Source organism: Bacillus aerolatus (genome assembly GCF_009183655.1).
Classification (GTDB): Bacteria; Bacillota; Bacilli; order Bacillales; family Domibacillaceae; genus Pseudobacillus; species Pseudobacillus aerolatus.
On record NZ_WEIO01000011.1, the window covers coordinates 124,782 to 142,010 of the forward strand.

The 17,229-nt window shown below is 42.1% G+C and carries 15 protein-coding genes; 6 read left to right on the top strand and 9 right to left on the bottom strand.

The window, feature by feature from the left end; translation table 11 throughout:
* Nucleotides 1–15 precede the first annotated feature (15 nt).
* Nucleotides 16–195: an SE1832 family protein gene (locus F9802_RS16580; RefSeq protein WP_152153947.1), complete on the bottom strand. Its 180-nt coding sequence runs from the start codon at nt 193–195 to the stop codon at nt 16–18.
* A gap of 79 nt (nt 196–274) precedes the next feature.
* Here F9802_RS16580 and F9802_RS16585 point away from each other — a divergent pair, with 79 nt between their 5' ends.
* On the top strand, nt 275–1,351 hold the full coding sequence (locus tag F9802_RS16585; protein WP_152153949.1) for an NAD(P)H-dependent flavin oxidoreductase: 1,077 nt from the start codon (nt 275–277) through the stop codon (nt 1,349–1,351).
* A gap of 594 nt (nt 1,352–1,945) precedes the next feature.
* Here F9802_RS16585 and cls read toward each other — a convergent pair.
* Nucleotides 1,946–3,400, bottom strand: coding sequence for a cardiolipin synthase (cls, locus tag F9802_RS16590; protein WP_152153952.1), 1,455 nt, complete (start codon nt 3,398–3,400; stop codon nt 1,946–1,948).
* 176 nt (nt 3,401–3,576) lie between these two features.
* On the opposite strand from cls, the gene F9802_RS16595 reads away from it, so the two are divergent.
* The gene (locus F9802_RS16595) at nt 3,577–4,965 is read left to right on the top strand and encodes an L-cystine transporter (protein WP_152153954.1); all 1,389 of its coding nucleotides are present in this window, start codon (nt 3,577–3,579) and stop codon (nt 4,963–4,965) included.
* Nucleotides 4,966–5,142: 177 nt separating this feature from the next.
* A complete protein-coding gene (locus F9802_RS19805; RefSeq protein ID WP_191992026.1) occupies nt 5,143–5,286 on the top strand; it encodes an Lmo0850 family protein in 144 nt (47 codons plus the stop codon).
* A gap of 626 nt (nt 5,287–5,912) precedes the next feature.
* Here F9802_RS19805 and F9802_RS16600 read toward each other — a convergent pair.
* The 6 genes from F9802_RS16600 to mgtE form a co-directional block, all read right to left on the bottom strand.
* Nucleotides 5,913–6,494: a YqaA family protein gene (locus tag F9802_RS16600; RefSeq protein ID WP_152153956.1), complete on the bottom strand. Its 582-nt coding sequence runs from the start codon at nt 6,492–6,494 to the stop codon at nt 5,913–5,915.
* A gap of 85 nt (nt 6,495–6,579) precedes the next feature.
* The gene (locus F9802_RS16605) at nt 6,580–7,743 is read right to left on the bottom strand and encodes an MGDG synthase family glycosyltransferase (RefSeq protein ID WP_191992027.1); all 1,164 of its coding nucleotides are present in this window, start codon (nt 7,741–7,743) and stop codon (nt 6,580–6,582) included.
* Between the two features lie 14 nt (nt 7,744–7,757).
* Nucleotides 7,758–8,354, bottom strand: a complete 597-nt coding sequence (locus F9802_RS16610) for a DedA family protein (RefSeq protein WP_152153960.1) — start codon at nt 8,352–8,354, stop codon at nt 7,758–7,760.
* Between the two features lies 1 nt (nt 8,355).
* A complete protein-coding gene (locus F9802_RS16615) occupies nt 8,356–8,958 on the bottom strand; it encodes a polysaccharide deacetylase family protein (protein WP_263862317.1) in 603 nt (200 codons plus the stop codon).
* Between the two features lie 262 nt (nt 8,959–9,220).
* Entirely contained in the window at nt 9,221–10,591 is a 1,371-nt protein-coding gene (locus F9802_RS16620) for a hemolysin family protein (RefSeq protein ID WP_152153964.1), read from the bottom strand.
* A 281-nt stretch (nt 10,592–10,872) separates the two neighbouring features.
* The gene (gene mgtE / locus F9802_RS16625; protein WP_152153966.1) at nt 10,873–12,231 is read right to left on the bottom strand and encodes a magnesium transporter; all 1,359 of its coding nucleotides are present in this window, start codon (nt 12,229–12,231) and stop codon (nt 10,873–10,875) included.
* A 209-nt stretch (nt 12,232–12,440) separates the two neighbouring features.
* Here mgtE and F9802_RS16630 point away from each other — a divergent pair, with 209 nt between their 5' ends.
* A complete protein-coding gene (locus tag F9802_RS16630) occupies nt 12,441–13,196 on the top strand; it encodes a hypothetical protein (protein ID WP_225435386.1) in 756 nt (251 codons plus the stop codon).
* 121 nt (nt 13,197–13,317) lie between these two features.
* Here the strand turns inward: F9802_RS16630 and F9802_RS16635 are convergent, their stop codons facing one another.
* Nucleotides 13,318–14,469, bottom strand: a complete 1,152-nt coding sequence (locus F9802_RS16635; RefSeq protein ID WP_152153970.1) for a dicarboxylate/amino acid:cation symporter — start codon at nt 14,467–14,469, stop codon at nt 13,318–13,320.
* A gap of 271 nt (nt 14,470–14,740) precedes the next feature.
* Here F9802_RS16635 and F9802_RS16640 point away from each other — a divergent pair, with 271 nt between their 5' ends.
* Both F9802_RS16640 and F9802_RS16645 read left to right on the top strand, forming a co-directional pair.
* Nucleotides 14,741–15,796 carry a D-alanine--D-alanine ligase gene (locus F9802_RS16640; RefSeq protein ID WP_152153973.1) on the top strand — a complete coding sequence of 352 codons (1,056 nt, stop codon included), beginning with the start codon at nt 14,741–14,743 and terminating at the stop codon, nt 15,794–15,796.
* 17 nt (nt 15,797–15,813) lie between these two features.
* The gene (locus tag F9802_RS16645) at nt 15,814–17,190 is read left to right on the top strand and encodes a UDP-N-acetylmuramoyl-tripeptide--D-alanyl-D-alanine ligase (RefSeq protein WP_152153975.1); all 1,377 of its coding nucleotides are present in this window, start codon (nt 15,814–15,816) and stop codon (nt 17,188–17,190) included.
* Nucleotides 17,191–17,229 lie beyond the last annotated feature (39 nt).

The following is a 17,229-nucleotide window of genomic DNA, read 5'->3' on the forward strand; positions in this document are numbered from 1 at the left end:
TAATTGGGCTGTTCATTAAGACAGTGCAGCAAGCTTGTCATTCAGCTCTTTTAACTCTTTTTCCATACGGATCAGCTGCTCTTCGGCTTTAGTTACGCCGTTTCCTGTGGACTCCAACTTTTCTATATCTCCCTGAACGCGGATATAGTCCATTTTCAATTCAGCAATTTTTGCTTCAATTTCAGATTTCGTCATCACTTATCTCCTTTAGTGTTTTTTATATTTTAAAGGACATAAATACTTGAAAGCAATTTTAAAGAGTGGAGGGTAAATTATGCTCGGATTAACGTTAAAACTTCCTGTATGGCAGGCGCCGATGGCGGGAATATCAACACCTGAATTAACAGCCGCTGCTTCAAACGCGGGAGTACTCGGAAACATTGGCGCCGGCTATTTATCAGGGGAACAAACGGAAGAGTTTGTCCAGCGCGTGAAAAGGCTGACGAAAGCGCCATTTGGCATCAATCTATTTGTGCCCGAGAAAGTGCAGGCAGACCTTAAACAAGTGGAAACAGCTCACCAGCTTCTCGCTCCGTATCGCCGGGAACTTGGCATGGAGGAAGATGAGAGCGGAATGCCTGCTGCTCCGTCCGCTTTTAATGAGCAGCTTACCATTGTTTTGCAGGAAAAAGTGAAGGTATGTTCTTTTACATTTGGACTGCCTCCGGAAGAGGTAATTGAGCAATTAAAAGCGAACGGAACGGTTACAGTCGGAACGGCAACAACAGTTGATGAAGCTATTGCATGTGAACGGGCGGGGATAGATGCCGTCGTTGTGCAAGGCAGTGAAGCCGGAGGACACCGGGGAGCGTTTCAACAGCCAGAGAGCATGATCGGTTTAATGTCTCTGCTCCCGCAGGCCGTTCAAGAAGTGAGCATTCCTGTTATTGCTGCTGGAGGGGTGATGAATGGTAAGGGAGTAGCAGCCGCTCTTTGTCTCGGCGCTTCAGCCGCGCAGCTCGGAACTGCCTTTTTAGTAACAGAAGAAAGCGGCGCCCATCCGCTTCATAAAGAAGCCATTCTCTCGGCCAATGAAAAAGATATCGTACTTACAAAAGCTTTTTCAGGAAAAACAGCCCGCGGCGTTTCCAACAGATTTATAAAAGAAATGCAAAAACGGGAACATGCCTTGCTTCCTTATCCGCTTCAGCACGTATTAACTTCTGGGATAAGGAAGCAGGCAGGAAGACTCGATGAAAAAGAATTTATGTCGCTTTGGTCAGGGCAAAGCCCGCGGCTCGGCAAAAGACAAACAGTCGATGAACTTGTTATACACATCGCGAAGGAAACAGAGGAAGCGCTGCTGGCGGCGAACGCCACAATGCAAAACATGAAAAGGAGCAACCACTGACCGGTTGCTCCTTTTTTGTCCTCCAGGAAATTATAGGTTTGCAAACTGTAGATAACTTCGCTAATGGATCGGGTCTACGTCCAGCTCCAGCGCCTAGCCCCTCTAGGTCAAATAACCTTTCACCAATGAAGTCAAAAGGCCGACTTCTTTGGTGAAAGAACATTTGCTTGTCGGGGCTAATCAAGGCGCTTGCGCATTTGTTCCTTATATTTAATAAAATGTTACAAAGTCAAAAGCTAAATTTAAAAAGAAAATCGAATGAATAGTGACGAAGATCAATCCTTGCTTATTTAATTTTTGTGTGATTGCCTGATCCATAAATATCACCTCATTAAAGTTTGTAAGATTATTATATAACTATTTAAGTGAAAATTCAAAATATTTTTAACTGATTTGTCACATTTTTTTTCGTTTGGGCCTTGATTTATTTTTTTGATGGAAACCGCTTCCTGTTTTGTGAAAAAAGAAGAGAAAAACCCCTAAAAAAAGAGCCAGGCACCTCCACGCTATACAGTAAAAAAATATTAGTTGAAATACTGGATTTATACGTGTGAAGGAGGGACTAGGCACTTATGGTATCTACTATGTTTTATTTTATAAAATTGGGGATAACAATCTAGAGATGGATTCTTTAAACTTAATTAGTTTTTTTCTGTTTTGATAAAGATCAGGAGTTAATTCAAACGATAAATCCATATCTCTTTCAAATATCTTCGCCAATTTCTGGCTTGTTCTATGATGATAAATAAAGGCGTTGACTTCAAAATTCAAACGAAAACTCCGCACGTCAATATTGGCGGTGCCGACAGAACTTAGCTTCTTATCGACAACAATAGTTTTTGCATGAATAAATCCAGCATCATAAATATACGTCTTGGCTCCAGCTTTCATTAATTCGCCGATATAGGAATAAGTAGCCCAGTAAACAAACATGTGGTCAGGCTTGTTTGGAATCATAATCCGGACATCGACACCGGAAAGGGCAGCAATCCGGAGCGCATCGAGAAGGCTGGCATCAGGAATAAAATAAGGCGTTTGAATATAAACGGACTTCCGTGCTGATGAAATCATTTTAATGTAACCGTTTTTAATTTGTTCCCATTCTGAATCTGGCCCGCTCGTTACGATTTGCATGGAAACATTATTATTAGAAGGTTTATTTGGGAAGTAATGGTCGGAATAATGAATGTCATAGCGCTTTGATGCTTGATTCCAGTCTAAAATAAAGCGGGTTTGAATCGCGTGGACTGCTGTTCCTTCAATTCGTAAATGAGTATCGCGCCAATAACCGAATTTCGGGTTGCGGCCAAGGTATTCATCGCCGATATTAAAGCCGCCGACGTAACCAATCTGTCCGTCAATAATAGCAAGCTTACGATGGTTGCGATAATTAAGCCGTAAATTAATAAAAGGGATCCTGGAAGGGAAAAATACTTCCACGATGCCGCCGGCTTCAATCAATTCTTTAAAATGTCTTTTCCGGACACCACGGGAACCCATTTCATCATAAAGTACTCTGACTTCCACTCCTTGCTTCGCTTTTTCCGTTAACTGCCGGACAATTTCGGAACCAAGGTGATCGACACGGAAAATATAATATTGCAGGTGAATATGGTGTTTTGCACGGTTGATATCTTCAAGGAGCGCATTAAATTTATCTTTGCCATCGGTAAAGATGGTCACCTCATTGTCTTCTGTCAGTACAGCATCATTGTTGCGCAAAAGCATATAAACCAAATCTTTATTTTCTTCTGTATGGGGATTGCGAAAATGGAACAATTCGTTTTTAATTTCATATATTTGAGTCTGGAGCGATGCTTCTATTCCAATTTTCACTTTGTCGTCCCAGTCAAACAGACGCTGTCTGCTTAAGTTCTGGCCAAAAACCAAGTATAGAAGAAAGCCGAGAACTGGTATGAAAAGCAATACCATCAGCCATGCCCAAGTAGCTGCCGCATCACGTCTTTCCATAAAAATAACGACGAGGGAAAAAGAAAAATTCAAAAATAACAGGGCGTAAGCAAACCAGGCCCACACATTTATATCCATATGTTACCACCGACTTTACGATTGGATTTAATTGAAATGATTCATCTCTTACCTATGTTATCAAGGAAAGATGAATATTTCTACAAAAGGAAAAATAGCCGAATAACAATAAACCCTACTTGACACATGGGTATTTAATGGTATAGAGTATTCGTTAGTGAAAAGGGGGAAGAACGATGGGTTCATTTTTTATCATTATTAATGTAGCTGCGCTGCTTCTTTTAGCAGGCGTTTTATATTTTATGCAAAAAAAACATATCTCATTTTCTAAGCGTGTATTTACTGCTTTAGGGATGGGGATTGTCCTAGGCTTTGTCTTACAGCTTATTTACGGATTGGAATCAGAAACACTTCTGCAATCCACAGAATGGTTTAATATAATTGGAACAGGTTATGTGAAATTATTGCAAATGGTCGTTATGCCGCTCGTCTTTATCTCGATCGTTTCTGCATTTACGAAGCTGACGATTACAACCAACCTTGGGAAAGTCGCCGGATTAATTATTGGTTTGCTAGTTGGTACGACAGCGGTAGCGGCGGCTGTTGGGATTAGTGCAACACTTGGCTTTAACTTGGAAGCTGTACAAATTGATGGCGGCGAAACGGAACAGGCACGCGGCCAGGAAATCGAGCAACAATATACGGAAATCGAAGGGCAATCGTTCCCGCAAAAAATTATCGAGCTGATCCCGGCTAATCCGTTCCTTGACTTTACGGGTCAGCGCGGAACTTCTACGATTGCGGTTGTTATCTTTGCTGCATTCGTCGGTTTTGCCTTTTTAGGAATTAAAAGAAAAGAACCGGAACAAGCTGAGTTTTTCAAAAAAATGATAGATGCGATCTACAGCATTGTCATGCGGATTGTGACGCTCGTCTTGCGGCTGACACCATATGGAATTTTGGCTATTATGGCAAAAACAGTAGCGACGAGCAATTTTGCGGCTATTGCCAAACTTGGAGAATTCGTGCTGGCTTCTTATGTCGCATTGGCCGTTATGTTTATCATCCATTTGCTTATTCTTACTTTAGCTGGACTCAATCCAATCACTTATGTGAAAAAAGCATTTCCGGTATTGTCGTTTGCGTTTACTTCCCGCTCAAGTGCGGGCACGCTTCCGTTAAATATTAAAGCACAAACAAAATCATTCGGCGTGCCTGAAGGGATTGCCAACTTTGCCGGTTCGTTCGGGCTGTCAATCGGTCAAAACGGCTGTGCGGGTGTGTATCCGGCCATGCTGGCTGTGATGATTGCGCCGACAGTAGGAATTGATCCGCTTTCACCGACGTTTCTTCTGACGTTAATCGCAGTAGTAGCAATCAGTTCTTTCGGAGTGGCAGGGGTCGGTGGTGGAGCAACTTTCGCGGCTATCCTTGTCTTGTCAACGATGAACCTTCCTGTAGCGCTTGCCGGACTGCTTATTTCCGTTGAACCGTTAATTGATATGGCGCGGACAGCCGTCAATGTCAGCGGCAGCATGACAGCGGGAGTAGTTACGAGCCGTGTAACAAAAGAGTTGGATACGGGTGTTTACAATGGGCAAGAGAAAGAAGCGATATACAGCTAATACAAAAGAAGCCGGCGCCTCCGGCTTCTTTTTCTGTCTAAATAAAGATTGAATTTGATGGGTTAACTAGTGGGAAAAGGGGAAAGATAAAGGTAAATAAAATTTAAAAATTTTTGAAACTATTTTTAATATCAGCCGTAAAAAGAGTAACGAAAATTTTTTAAAGAGGTGTGTAAATTGGGAAAAGATCATGAAAGAGTGTTAAAAATGATTGAACGAATCGCTCAATTAGGTGTTAAAGTTTCAAAAACCAAATCCCGCATCGAAGTGTTCAACTCTTTAAAAAGCTACCAAGAATTGATGGATCAAGTAAAGGCCTGAAAATACAATGAGTACATAACGCAATGACAAAATATCCCGGCTGCAGGCAAAGTGCCTGCAGCCGGGATATTTTTTATAAAGATTAGGAAAGTACAAATCTTTCGAGTCAGATAACTGTCTCGTGGAAGTGACTTGTCCAGCTGCAGCGCCTAGCCCCTCGAGGTCAAATAACCTTCCCCAATGAAGTCAAAGAACGGACTTCTTTATAGAAAAGCGGAAGGCGCTCGGTCAGCGCGATAGCGGATTTATAGCTCTCGACGAGGAGTCGTTCTTTGACTCCGACAGAGGGAGCGAAATCCGCGTACGCGCTAGCGCTTGTAGCTAGACACCGAGGGAAAGAACATTTGCTTGTCGGGGCAAGACAGGCGCTTCCGCTTTTCTAATGTCCAGCTGCGCCTCCTTGGGGCTCGAGGTCATATGCCAGTCTGACTGCATGGCTGAAAAACGCCATTTCGTCAGCCTGTCATATGCTTGTCGCCCCAGAGCAGTCGGCTCCGCTTTTCTAATGTCCAGCTGCAGAGCCTAGCCCCTCGAGGTCAAATAACCTTCCCCAATGAAGTCAAAGAACGGACTTCTTTGGGGAAGAACATTTGTTTGTCGGGGCAAGACAGGCGCTTCCGCTTTTCTTATATAGCTTGTTTCTTTTTTTGCACGAAGCGATAAGCGAGGTAAATGATGATAATGAGCAATCCACCCGCAAGTGTTAGCAGTGTAAAGTTTTCTTCAATAAATGACTTTGCCTGCGCGCCGAGCCAGAAAATAATTAAACCTTCCAGGAAAAAGCGAAGACCGCGCCCGACGAGTGACCAGAGCAGAAGGACTCTGATACGAACCTTAGCGACACCTGAAAAGACAGTGAACACTTTATAAGGAATGGGAGTGAATCCGGCAATCAAAATAGCGATAGGGCCGTATTTGTCAAAAAGATCTTCTACTTTTGTGATGGTTTCTTCGGAGATAAACTTACGCAAGACAGGGCGGCCAAGCTTGCGGCCGATGAACCAGCCAAGTATAGCACCGAGAACAGAGGCAATTGTTGTGTACAAAGCAAAAAGCAGAGCCTTGTCTGGATCCGCGAGAGCCAGGGGCAGCAAAATGACATCCGGAGGAATAGGAAAGAAGGAAGATTCAGTAAATGCAACAATAATTAATCCTAAAACCCCATATTCCAGCAGCCACTCTTCAAAGTGGTGAATCAATTCAGACATGTAAAAGAATTCTCCTTTAATTAAATTAACCACATGAATTATATCATTATTCATTTATGTGAACCAGCAGGAGCCCATTAAAAAATCAGCCGAGATAAGAATCTCGAGCTGATTTTTTTAATGGGGAGACATATGTTTTTGCTTTACTCGTAAGCACAGTTAGTAAGCTGTTTTCTATATTCATTTCTTTTTCAAGATGGTAATATGCAAGCCGCCTATACCACTTGTTCATTTCTATTTCATTGTCGATCACTTGAATGATCTGCAGCTCTATGGACTGTTGCACATCTATTTCATAAATAAGCCGGTGTTTTTTCAAATAGTCCATATTGATTTCTTCCTGGCCTGGCAAAGCTCCAAGAACAAATACGGGAAGAGATTTTTCCAGTACCTCTGTAATAGTAATGCCACCCGGCTTTGTGATAATAGCAGAGGCTTCTTCGTAGAAACGGTTCATTTTTGCCCGGCAGTTCGTATATGCAATAGGTTCTATTTTTTTATGCTGGAGAGAACGAAGCCAATCAAAAAGTTTTTTGTTATTTCCGCAAAGTATTTTATAAGAGTAAGTGGGCTTTTCGACAGTCAATCGTTCAATCAATGTAGTTAAATGACCAAGGCCGCTATTGCCGCCCGCGATTAAAACGTATTTCCCTGACAAATCATTTGCCGGTTTGCTAAAGGCAGGGTGAATGGGTATGCCTGTGACAAATACTTGCTCTTGCTTCAGTGAATATTTTTTAATCAGCTGTTCTTTTGCCTCCTGGTGAGGAACGAAGTGGAAATCAATATGCGTTTTTCCCCAAATGTCGTTCATGAAAAAGTCTGTATATACATTTATAACAGGCACATCCGTCTTTCCCTGCCTTTTAAGATTGTTTAGTAATTTAGATGGATAGCAATGTGTGCAAATGATAAAGTCCGGTGCTTCTTCTTTAATGAATTTCTCCATCCGCCATTCAAAATATTTATCCCAAAAACAGACGGAAAAACGGGGAAAGCTGCTTTCCTTTCGCTTTCCAGGAGAAATAAAAGAATGATAAAACTTGCTGTAAGAAACTGGATTTCGGCTGATCCATTTTATATAAGCGTGTGAGACAATCGATTCTATACCGCTGTGGAAATGGCTTAAGCAATCAATCATCTTTACATCAATCTTTTCTTCAAGACTTGATAAATGGCTAATAATAGCTTCAGCAGCTTTATGGTGCCCAGAAGGCATGCGGAAAAGCGGCAGTAATAAAATCTTCATAGGCGATATCTCCTTTAGTGCTGAATATGAGAAGCTGTTTTCTTGGATTTTCTCCATTTGTAAAATAACTGAATCAAAAATCCGGCAAAAAGAACTGCGCCGGCTATTGTTAAATAAACAGGTTCGATCTTTACGTATGAGCTGGCCACATAACCAATCAGCATATAAAACAATACCCACAAGAGAGAGCCTGAAACAGAAAGAACGATGAACCAGGTTAGAGAAAACTTAGACAAACCTGAGAAGTATGGGTTGAATTGGCGGATGCCAGGAATAAAGAAGCCGGCAAAAAGAGACTTCTTCATGTCCCAATGCAAGGCGAGTTTCTGCCAGCGTCCTTTGTTCATACCTAAATATTTACCGTAACGCTCGAGCAGTGGTTTGCCGATTTTGCGCCCGAGAATATAACTCGTCAGCATGCCGGCAAGCGCGCCTGTGGAGATGCACAGCCAGGCCGAAATAAAGGAAATTCTATTGTTTTTGGCTAAAATGCCAATATACACAAATAAACTTTCTTCGGGCACGGGAATTCCGACAATGCCGAAAAAGCCAACGATAAATAAAATGATGTAGCCGTATTCAGAGAGATAGTGAAGAATTTGCGATTCCATATTACTCCTTACCTCGAGCCGGTGGATTCAGAATGGTGTGAACAGTGACAAACTGATAGTCTGCTGATTTTTCATCCGCCAGAAAAATCTCTAGAGCCTTCAGTGTATTTTCAGGAGCGCGCACATCGGCTCCCAATGTCGTGCCGCTGTCATGAAGAGTGATAATTGCCCCGCTTTTTCTTGCCTCTTTTAATAAAGAGGCAAGTTTCGGGGGATTAACATTCGCTTTCCAATCCCCTGGAATAGCTGTCCACATAACCGTTTGCAAGGGTTGTGAGGATGAAAGAGTGAATAAGTTAAAATGGCCCCACGGCGGTCTGTAATACATTGGCTGCTCACCCGTTATTTTTTGAATAGATGCCTGTGCCTTTTTTAATTGCCTTTTAAATAAAAAAGGAGGAAGGAGCCAATTGGACAAGTGCACATCATTGTGGAGGCCGATTGTGTGACCGCGGTTTTGTATGTCTTGAACAATGTTAGGAAAGGCGCGTGCTTTTGAACCAACAACAAAAAATGTTGCTTTGGCATGATGCTGTTCAAGTAACTCAAGCAATAATGGTGTGTAAATCGGATCTGGACCATCGTCAAACGTTAAGGCAATCATATTTTCTCTATTCCCATATTTATGTATTCCTATTCCAAATATACGAATGAACACGGTGGGCCCGACTGTGTAAAGGAAGACAAACGTGAGAATGAGGGCTGCTGTGATCATAAACAACTTCATTCCTTTGCTAAAAAGCTTTAAAAGTGATTTTTTCTATATTCTATGCTTTTGAAATTTTCTCCTGCCACTAAAAAAAATAAAAGAAAAAAGAGGGTGACCAGGCCGCTATCAGTCCGGTTCGTCCTCTTTATGATTGATCTTATAAAACAGCTTTTGATTCAGCCAGCGGCAGACGCGGCTGTTTATCAGGAAGAAGGGTCTCTTCTAGCTGCACCTGCGGCTTTTTTTGCACTTCGACGTATTTAATTTGGCGGTCTTCCATTTCTTTAATCGTGAACAGGTAGCCATTGTAATCAATGATGTCCCCCTGAGACGCTTCATAGTTTTCGGTAAGAATCCAGCCGCCAATTGTATCAATGTCCTCATCTTCCATACTAAGTTCAAGAAGAGAGTTGATGTCATTGATTAGCACTTTGCCATCGATAACATAATGGGCTTCAGTTATTTTTTGAACTAGGGGAACTTCATCAGCATCGAATTCATCTTGAATTTCGCCAACGATTTCTTCCAAAATGTCTTCAACGGTAACGAGACCCGACGTGCCGCCGTATTCGTCCATTAAAACAGCCATTTGGATGCGTTCTTTTTGTAATTTAACGAGCAGTTCGTGAATAGGAACAGAATCAATGACACGGATAATCGGGCGCACGTATTGCTCAAGTAAAAGGTTTCCTTTTTCTTTTTGCTTCACATAGTCAGTCAGCACTTCCTTAAAATTGACGAGTCCCACTACATGGTCTTTATCGCCGTTAATAATGGGGTAACGTGTAAACCTTTCTTCGCGGACAACTTCAATAAACTGTTGAATGGTCATTTCTTTAGAGAGAGTCACCATTTCTGTGCGCGGCACCATAATTTCTTTGGCAATACGGTCGTCAAACTCAAAAATATTATTCACGTATTTAAATTCGGAAAGGTTAATTTCACCGCTTTTTAAGCTTTCTGATAAAATCATGCGAAGCTCTTCTTCCGTATGGGCAGCTTCTTTATCTGAAGCAGGTTTAATGCCGAACAGACCGGTAATAAGGCGGGCTGCCCCGTTAAGTGTCCATATAAAAGGGTACATTGCTTTATAAAATAGAATCAGCGGCCGGGCAAGAGCAAGCGTTAACGCTTCTGCTTTTTGAATAGCCAATGTTTTTGGTGCAAGTTCCCCTACGACTACGTGGAGGAATGTAATAATGAAAAACGCTGCTCCCACGACGATCACATGGGAAAGGGAAGCGGGAATGTGGAGAAAGTCCATAAGCGGGTTTAAAATCCCGGCCATGGCAGGTTCCCCAATCCAGCCAAGAGCAAGAGCTGTCATCGTAATGCCAAGCTGACAAGCCGACAAGTATTCATCGAGACTGGAAATAACAAGCTTCGCAGCAGACGCTCTCGGATGGCCTTCTTCCAATAGCTGATGAATCCGGGAACTGCGAACTTTTACGATAGCAAATTCTGAAACAACGAAAAAAGCAGTCAAAGCTATAAGGATGACGATGAGCACCAGGTTAAATATGTCCAAGTAGTTTCCTCAGCCCGTTAAAATAACGGACAAGGAGTCACCTCCTGTAAAGTAAAATTACCTGATTGCAAAAATCAATCTTTCACTTTCTTCACTTAACAAGCCGCCTTTTTATGAAAGGAGGCATATGGGAGAATTTACATTGAACGTTCATTGTCCCATCGAATCACCCCTTAACGCTCTTGAACTGTTACCAATATTATAATAAATACTGATTTTTCAGTCAAATTAGAGATACTATTTTATATGTTTGAAAAAAGGGGAGTATGTCAGTTCCTTCTTCACATTAATTGGTGTAAAAACCAAGAAGCGATGGTGAAATAAGTAATTAATGAGAAGATGTCATTAATCGTTGTAATGAGCGGTCCGGAGGCAACAGCCGGATCAATATTTAATTTATAAAGAATTAACGGAATGACCGTACCGGCCAGCGTTCCAATAATGAGCGTCAGCAGCAGAGAAGAACTCACAACAACTCCTAATATGGCGCTTCCCTGCCAGAAAAAAGCGATCAGGAAAATTAATAAACCGCATATGACTCCTATGATCATACCGACGCCAAACTCCCGAGCTATCAGCCTTACTACCGTTTTCATATCAATATCGCGAGAAGCTAAACCACGTACAACAACAGCGAGTGACTGGGTGCCTGTGTTGCCGGTCATTCCGGCAATCATCGGCATAAAGAATGTTAAAGCAACGACTTGCTGCAGTGTATCTTCAAAGCCGGAAATGATACTGCCTGAAAGGAGACCGATAAACAATAGTAAAATGAGCCACGGTAAACGGCGGAAAGCAGCCACGGTTGCTTTCGTGTCAAAGTCAATTGATTTACCTGATGCAGAAAGCTTTTCGATATCTTCATTCGCCTCTTGAATGACAACGTCGATGATGTCATCAAACGTAACGATTCCGACGAGCACATTACCTTCGTCCACGACAGGGATAGCGAGAAAGTCATACCGTTCGATCAGGCGGGCAATTTCTTCCTGGTCCGTATAGACAGAAACCGAAATGACGCGGCCATACATCACATCGCTTACTTTTTCATTCGTATCAGCTATTAGCATGTCGCGGTATGAAACCACGCCTACGAGCTTTTTTTGCGCATCGATTACATATAAATAGTTTATTGTTTCCGCAAATTCGGCGAAGCTTTTGAGTTTGTCAACTGCTTCACGAACAGTAAATGTATCGCGAATCCAGACGAATCGATTCGTCATAATCCGCCCGGCAGTTTCCGGCGGATAAGCCATCATACTTTCAATGATCGTGGATTCTTCTTTTTTCATCCCGGCAAGAAACAATTTAATTTTTTCAGGGGACATATCATCAAGCAGAGAAGCGAGGTCATCATTATCCATATCATCAAGGACTTTACGGGATCGTTCTTTCCCCACTTTTTTCAGCACAGCCATCTGGTCTTCATTTTCAAGTTCCTGAATCATATCAGTTAGAACAGGAATGCTGAGCTGAAGCAGAAAGCGTGTCTGGTGCTTTTCGGGCAGACTCGTGTAAATGGCTGCCATATCATAAGGATGCAGCTCATCCAGCAATTTTTGCAGTTCTATCTTTTTTCCTTCTTTTAACGCTTTTATAATAAGAAGTGTCATTTGATCTTCAGTTAAATTGTGCAACATAAGCATCCCTCCGTGCTGAGAACAGCCGATTCTTCCCCATTATAAAACGAAAGGGGAAAGAAAGTGAAAAAGAATCTTGCATTTATTAGATTTTAACATACGAGTTTTTGATTTATTTTGCTAAAATAGAAAGTATAACAAATTGACACGGAAAAGGTTTTGTATTTTGGAGAAAATCGGAGGTCATCGCTTTGAGAAGCCAGGGGACTATGAAAGAGCTTATTTATGTTCATTTAAATACGGCTCACCAATATGCAATTTCATATGGGATTGATTTTCATGATTTCGTTCGAAGCCTCTCGCAAGAACTGAATCATCTGCTTTTGTTAAAGCATGAGTTTAGTGGAGCGGATTTTAACATGCACACGCGGCTTGGCTATGTGGATGCGGCGGACATCAAAAGCCTGCTTAAAGAACCAATCGCCGAATACGGAGATTTCTGCTGGATGGATTTTGATGACATGGAAGGGCTCAATGAACTGGAGGGAAGAGAGATCGCCGAGCTGCTCTATCTTGGTCACTGTAAACACCATTTGCGGGCGCCTTTTTACAGTAAATTGAACAATCGCTATGCCTATCTTTCTGAAGACGATGAGTGGTTTAATAAAACGTATTATCGCTATCTTCCTGATTTTTATTCTATGCTCGGTCAGGCTATTTCGTTCAAGCTCGGTTACTTCAGAAGCGAGAAATCTTTTTTTGCCTTGAAAAAAGGTACACCGTTTCCTTCGATTCCGAAAGAAATGATTGCCTCTTTTACGGATAAAATGAAAGAAGGTATGGTGATTTCGTTAACGAAAACGATTCAGAGCCGGACGAAAGTGGAGGTGCCGGTATGGGTGGTCGGAGACTATATTAATATGGATGAAATGTTTGATGAGTATGTCATTCATTATAAAAAATCACCAGACGGATATTTCGAATTTGATAAAAAGGCGCATGAATGGAGCGTTACTTCCAAATAGAAAAAGAACCCCCGAATGAGCTGTTATTTGCTCATTCGGGGGTTTCTTTTAGAGGTTGTTCAAAAAGTCCGGAAAAAATACCTGTCGAATTTCCGCTCTTTTTGAACATGGGCTTTTAATGTTATTTATTTAATTTATCAACAATAGCAGTGAGCGCACCGTCTCCTGTGACGTTGCAGGCAGTTCCGAAGCTGTCTTGCGCGAGGTAAAGGGCGATCATTAATGAAAGCATTGTTGAATTAAAACCGAGCATCGTGTCAAGCAGTCCGATTGCTGCCATAACAGCCCCGCCCGGAACGCCGGGTGCAGCGACCATTGTAATGCCGAGCATTAAGATGAATGGCAGCATGCTTCCGAAAGAATAAGCTTCATTTTGCAAAAGCATAACAGCCATCGCACAGCTGACAAGCGTAATCGTGCTGCCCGATAAGTGAATAGTAGCGAGAAGCGGGACGGAAAAATCAGCAATTCGCTCTTTTGCCCCAATTTTTTTTGCCCGGTCAAGAGTAACGGGAATTGTTGAGGCAGATGACTGCGTACCAAGGGCAGTAAAGTAAGCCGGCAGCATCGTTTTCAGCATAGTGAATGGGTTCTGCTTTCTCAACGTGCCGGCAGCCGTGTACTGAACGCATAAGTATAAAATATGAAGAATAATAATCATAACAAAGACTTTCGCAAATACACTTATGATGGCACTCACTTGTCCGCCTTGTGTCATGTTGGCAAAGATACCGAAAATATGAATCGGCAAAAGTGGAATAATGATTTTTTCAATAATCATTTCGACGATCTCACGAAACTCAACCATCACATTTTGCAAGGTATTTCCTTTGAGAGCCGCCATGCCGAGACCGAGGGCAAAAGCGAGCAAAAGTGCGGTCATTACGCCCATAATTGGTGCCATTTCCACTTCGAAAAATGGTTTCAACAGCGCTTTTGATGGATCATCAAACGCTTTGGACGCTTGATTTGATAAAATGGCCGGATAGAGCGCCTGAGCGGCAAAGAAAGCAAGCAGTCCAGCAATAATCGTGGAAAGGTAAGCGATGGCTGTTGTCATTCCAAGAAGTTTGCCTGCCCCTCTGCCAATCGAGCCGATGCCGGGAGCGATAAAGCCGATAATAATCAGTGGGATCGCAAATCCAAGGAAATTTCCAAACAATCCATTAAAAGTAGCAAGCACTCTGATAAACCACTCAGGGGTAAAAGTGCCTATTATAATACCTGCTATAATAGCCAGTATAATTCTTGGCAATAAACCGAAGCGTTTCATGATGTGTCCTCCTAGAACAAACAAATGTATTTTTCTAAGAGGATTATACATGCTGTACAGGTGAAAGTTAATAGAAAAAAGAATAAAAATAAAATTCTGATTATTCATTTCGGGTGATTGAAGAGTTTTAATAAGCAGTTTTTCAAAAAAAGCAGATAAGGGATCGTTGGAAATCGGGAGGATAGTTGCACGGAAATGTTGTTTTTCTTTACTTAAAGCATGGTAGAATAGAAAACAATGAAAATTTTCATTTACTTATTGGAGGGTTATTATGAGAACGAAATTGTGCTTATTATACGGGGGGAAATCAGCTGAGCACGAAGTGTCCCTGCAAACAGCAAAAGCAGTCATCGGCGCACTTGATTTAAAAAAATACGAGATTTACCCTGTTTACATTACAAGTGAGGGAAACTGGGTTGAAGGAAACATATTAACCGCTCCAGTAGAAGGAGTTTCTGATCTTCAGTTTACGGGCGGCAGCCAGACGGCAACTGTTGCAGAAAGTTTAATTTCAAAAAAATATGATATGATTTTTCCGCTTTTACATGGGCCGAATGGTGAGGATGGAACGGTTCAAGGACTGCTGGAAGTGATGAACCTGCCTTATGTTGGGAATGGGGTATTGGCTTCATCGGCTGGCATGGATAAAGTCATAATGAAAAATGTCTTTGCTCAAGCAGATTTGCCGCAAGTTAATTATGTATGGCTTAACCGCAAAACGTGGCAGGAAAATAAAGAAGCGGCTTATGAGAAAGCGGAAAAAGAACTTGGCTATCCGTGCTTTGTGAAGCCAGCCAATCTCGGCTCCAGTGTCGGCATTAGCAAATGCACGAACCGCACGGAGCTGGATGCAGCTTATGCAGAAGCGTTTCAGTTTGATCGCAAAATTATTATTGAAGAAGGTGTCACGGCAAGAGAAGTGGAAATCGGTTTGCTCGGCAATGATGCCCCGGAATGTTCAGTGATCGGTGAAATCGTTCCGAAAAAGGACTTTTACGATTATAAAGCGAAATATGAAGATGGAAATACTGCGTTAATAATTCCGGCTGAAATTCCGGAAGATACACAAACTAAAATGAAAAAAATGGCTGTCGCTGCTTTTCAATCGCTGGATTGTTCTGGTCTCGTTCGGGCTGACTTTTTCTTAAAAGAAGATGGCGAATTGCTCATTAATGAAATAAATACGATGCCTGGATTTACTCCTTTTAGTATGTTTCCGCTGCTTTGGAAACATGCGGGCGTTGAATACTCTGTGTTGATTGAAAAGTTGATTGAACTTGCAAAAGAGCGTTATGAGGAAAAACAGCAACTTAAATATACTTTTTAAAGGTGGACATTGATTTCATGATGCGTAAGACCATTGAACAATTAGTAAACATGATAAAAGTAGAAAATGACCTTGAGGCTTTTAAAGACCGGATCGTCGAAGGGGTAGTGATTGACTCACGAAAAGCAGTGAGCGGCCAATTGTTTGTTCCTTTTAAAGGAGAGAACACGGATGGCCATCAATACGTCAGACAGGCAATTGAACAAGGAGCAGCCGCTGCTCTTTGGCAGCAAGATGTGCCAAATCCGCCTGAGGACTTGCCTGTATTAGTAGTGGAAGACACACTTAAGGCCTTGCAGCAGCTAGCAAAAGTTTATCGAGACGAGTTGCCGGTTAAAGTGGTCGGTATTACCGGAAGTAATGGAAAAACAACGACAAAAGATATGCTTGCCAGCCTTCTGTCTTTAAAATTCAATGTGCAGAAAACGGAAGGCAACCTGAATAATCATATCGGTCTTCCGCTGACCATTTTATCTTTAAAAGAAGACACGGAAGCAGCAGTTATTGAAATGGGCATGAGCAACAAAGGCGAAATCGAATTGTTAACAAAAATTGCCTCGCCTGATGTCGCTATTATTACAAATATTGGGGAAGCGCATCTCCAAGATTTAGGGTCCAGAGAAGCAATCACTGAAGCAAAGCTTGAAATCATCAGTGGTTTGTCTGTAAACGGCACGTTAATTTATCATGGGGATGAGCCGCTTTTAAAGGAAGCGCTCGCTGAGCCGGAAATTGAGACACAAACATTTGGGTTTGATCAAAGTAATGACATGTATGCGCTGGCGATCGAGCCTTTTCAAGATGGCAGTCAGTTTACAGTTAATACGGCTCCTCACGTTGAATTCTTTCTGCCTGTGCTTGGCCGCCACAATGTGCTGAACGCGATGGCTGCGATGCTTGCGGCTCACAAAATGGGTATAGCGTTTGAAGACATGAAAGCAGGCTTAACATCTGTTGAATTAACGAAGATGCGCATGGAATGGATAGAAGGCATAAAGGGCACTAAGTTAATTAACGATGCCTACAATGCAAGCCCTACATCTATGAAAGCGGCTATTGAGCTCGCTGAAAAAATGCCGGGATTCGAACGTAAAATCTTAGTTCTTGGGGATATGCTTGAATTAGGTTTAGATGAGGAATTGTTCCATTATCAGGTTGGGCAGACGGTGGATGGAGAGATAATAGATTATCTCTTTACATTTGGCCGGCTTGGTCAATTTATCGCTGCGGGAGCGAAAAACTCGCTCGGTGAAGATCGTATTTTCGCTTTTACCGACAAACAGGAGCTGATTGAAAAACTGCAGTCAGTGCTCATGGGCGGTGAGTTGATTGTTGTGAAAGCATCCCGCGGAATAAAATTGGAAGAAGTCATTGAAGCGCTTGAAAGTAAATGACAACTGGGAAACGCCGGGGAAAAAACACCCGGTGTTTTC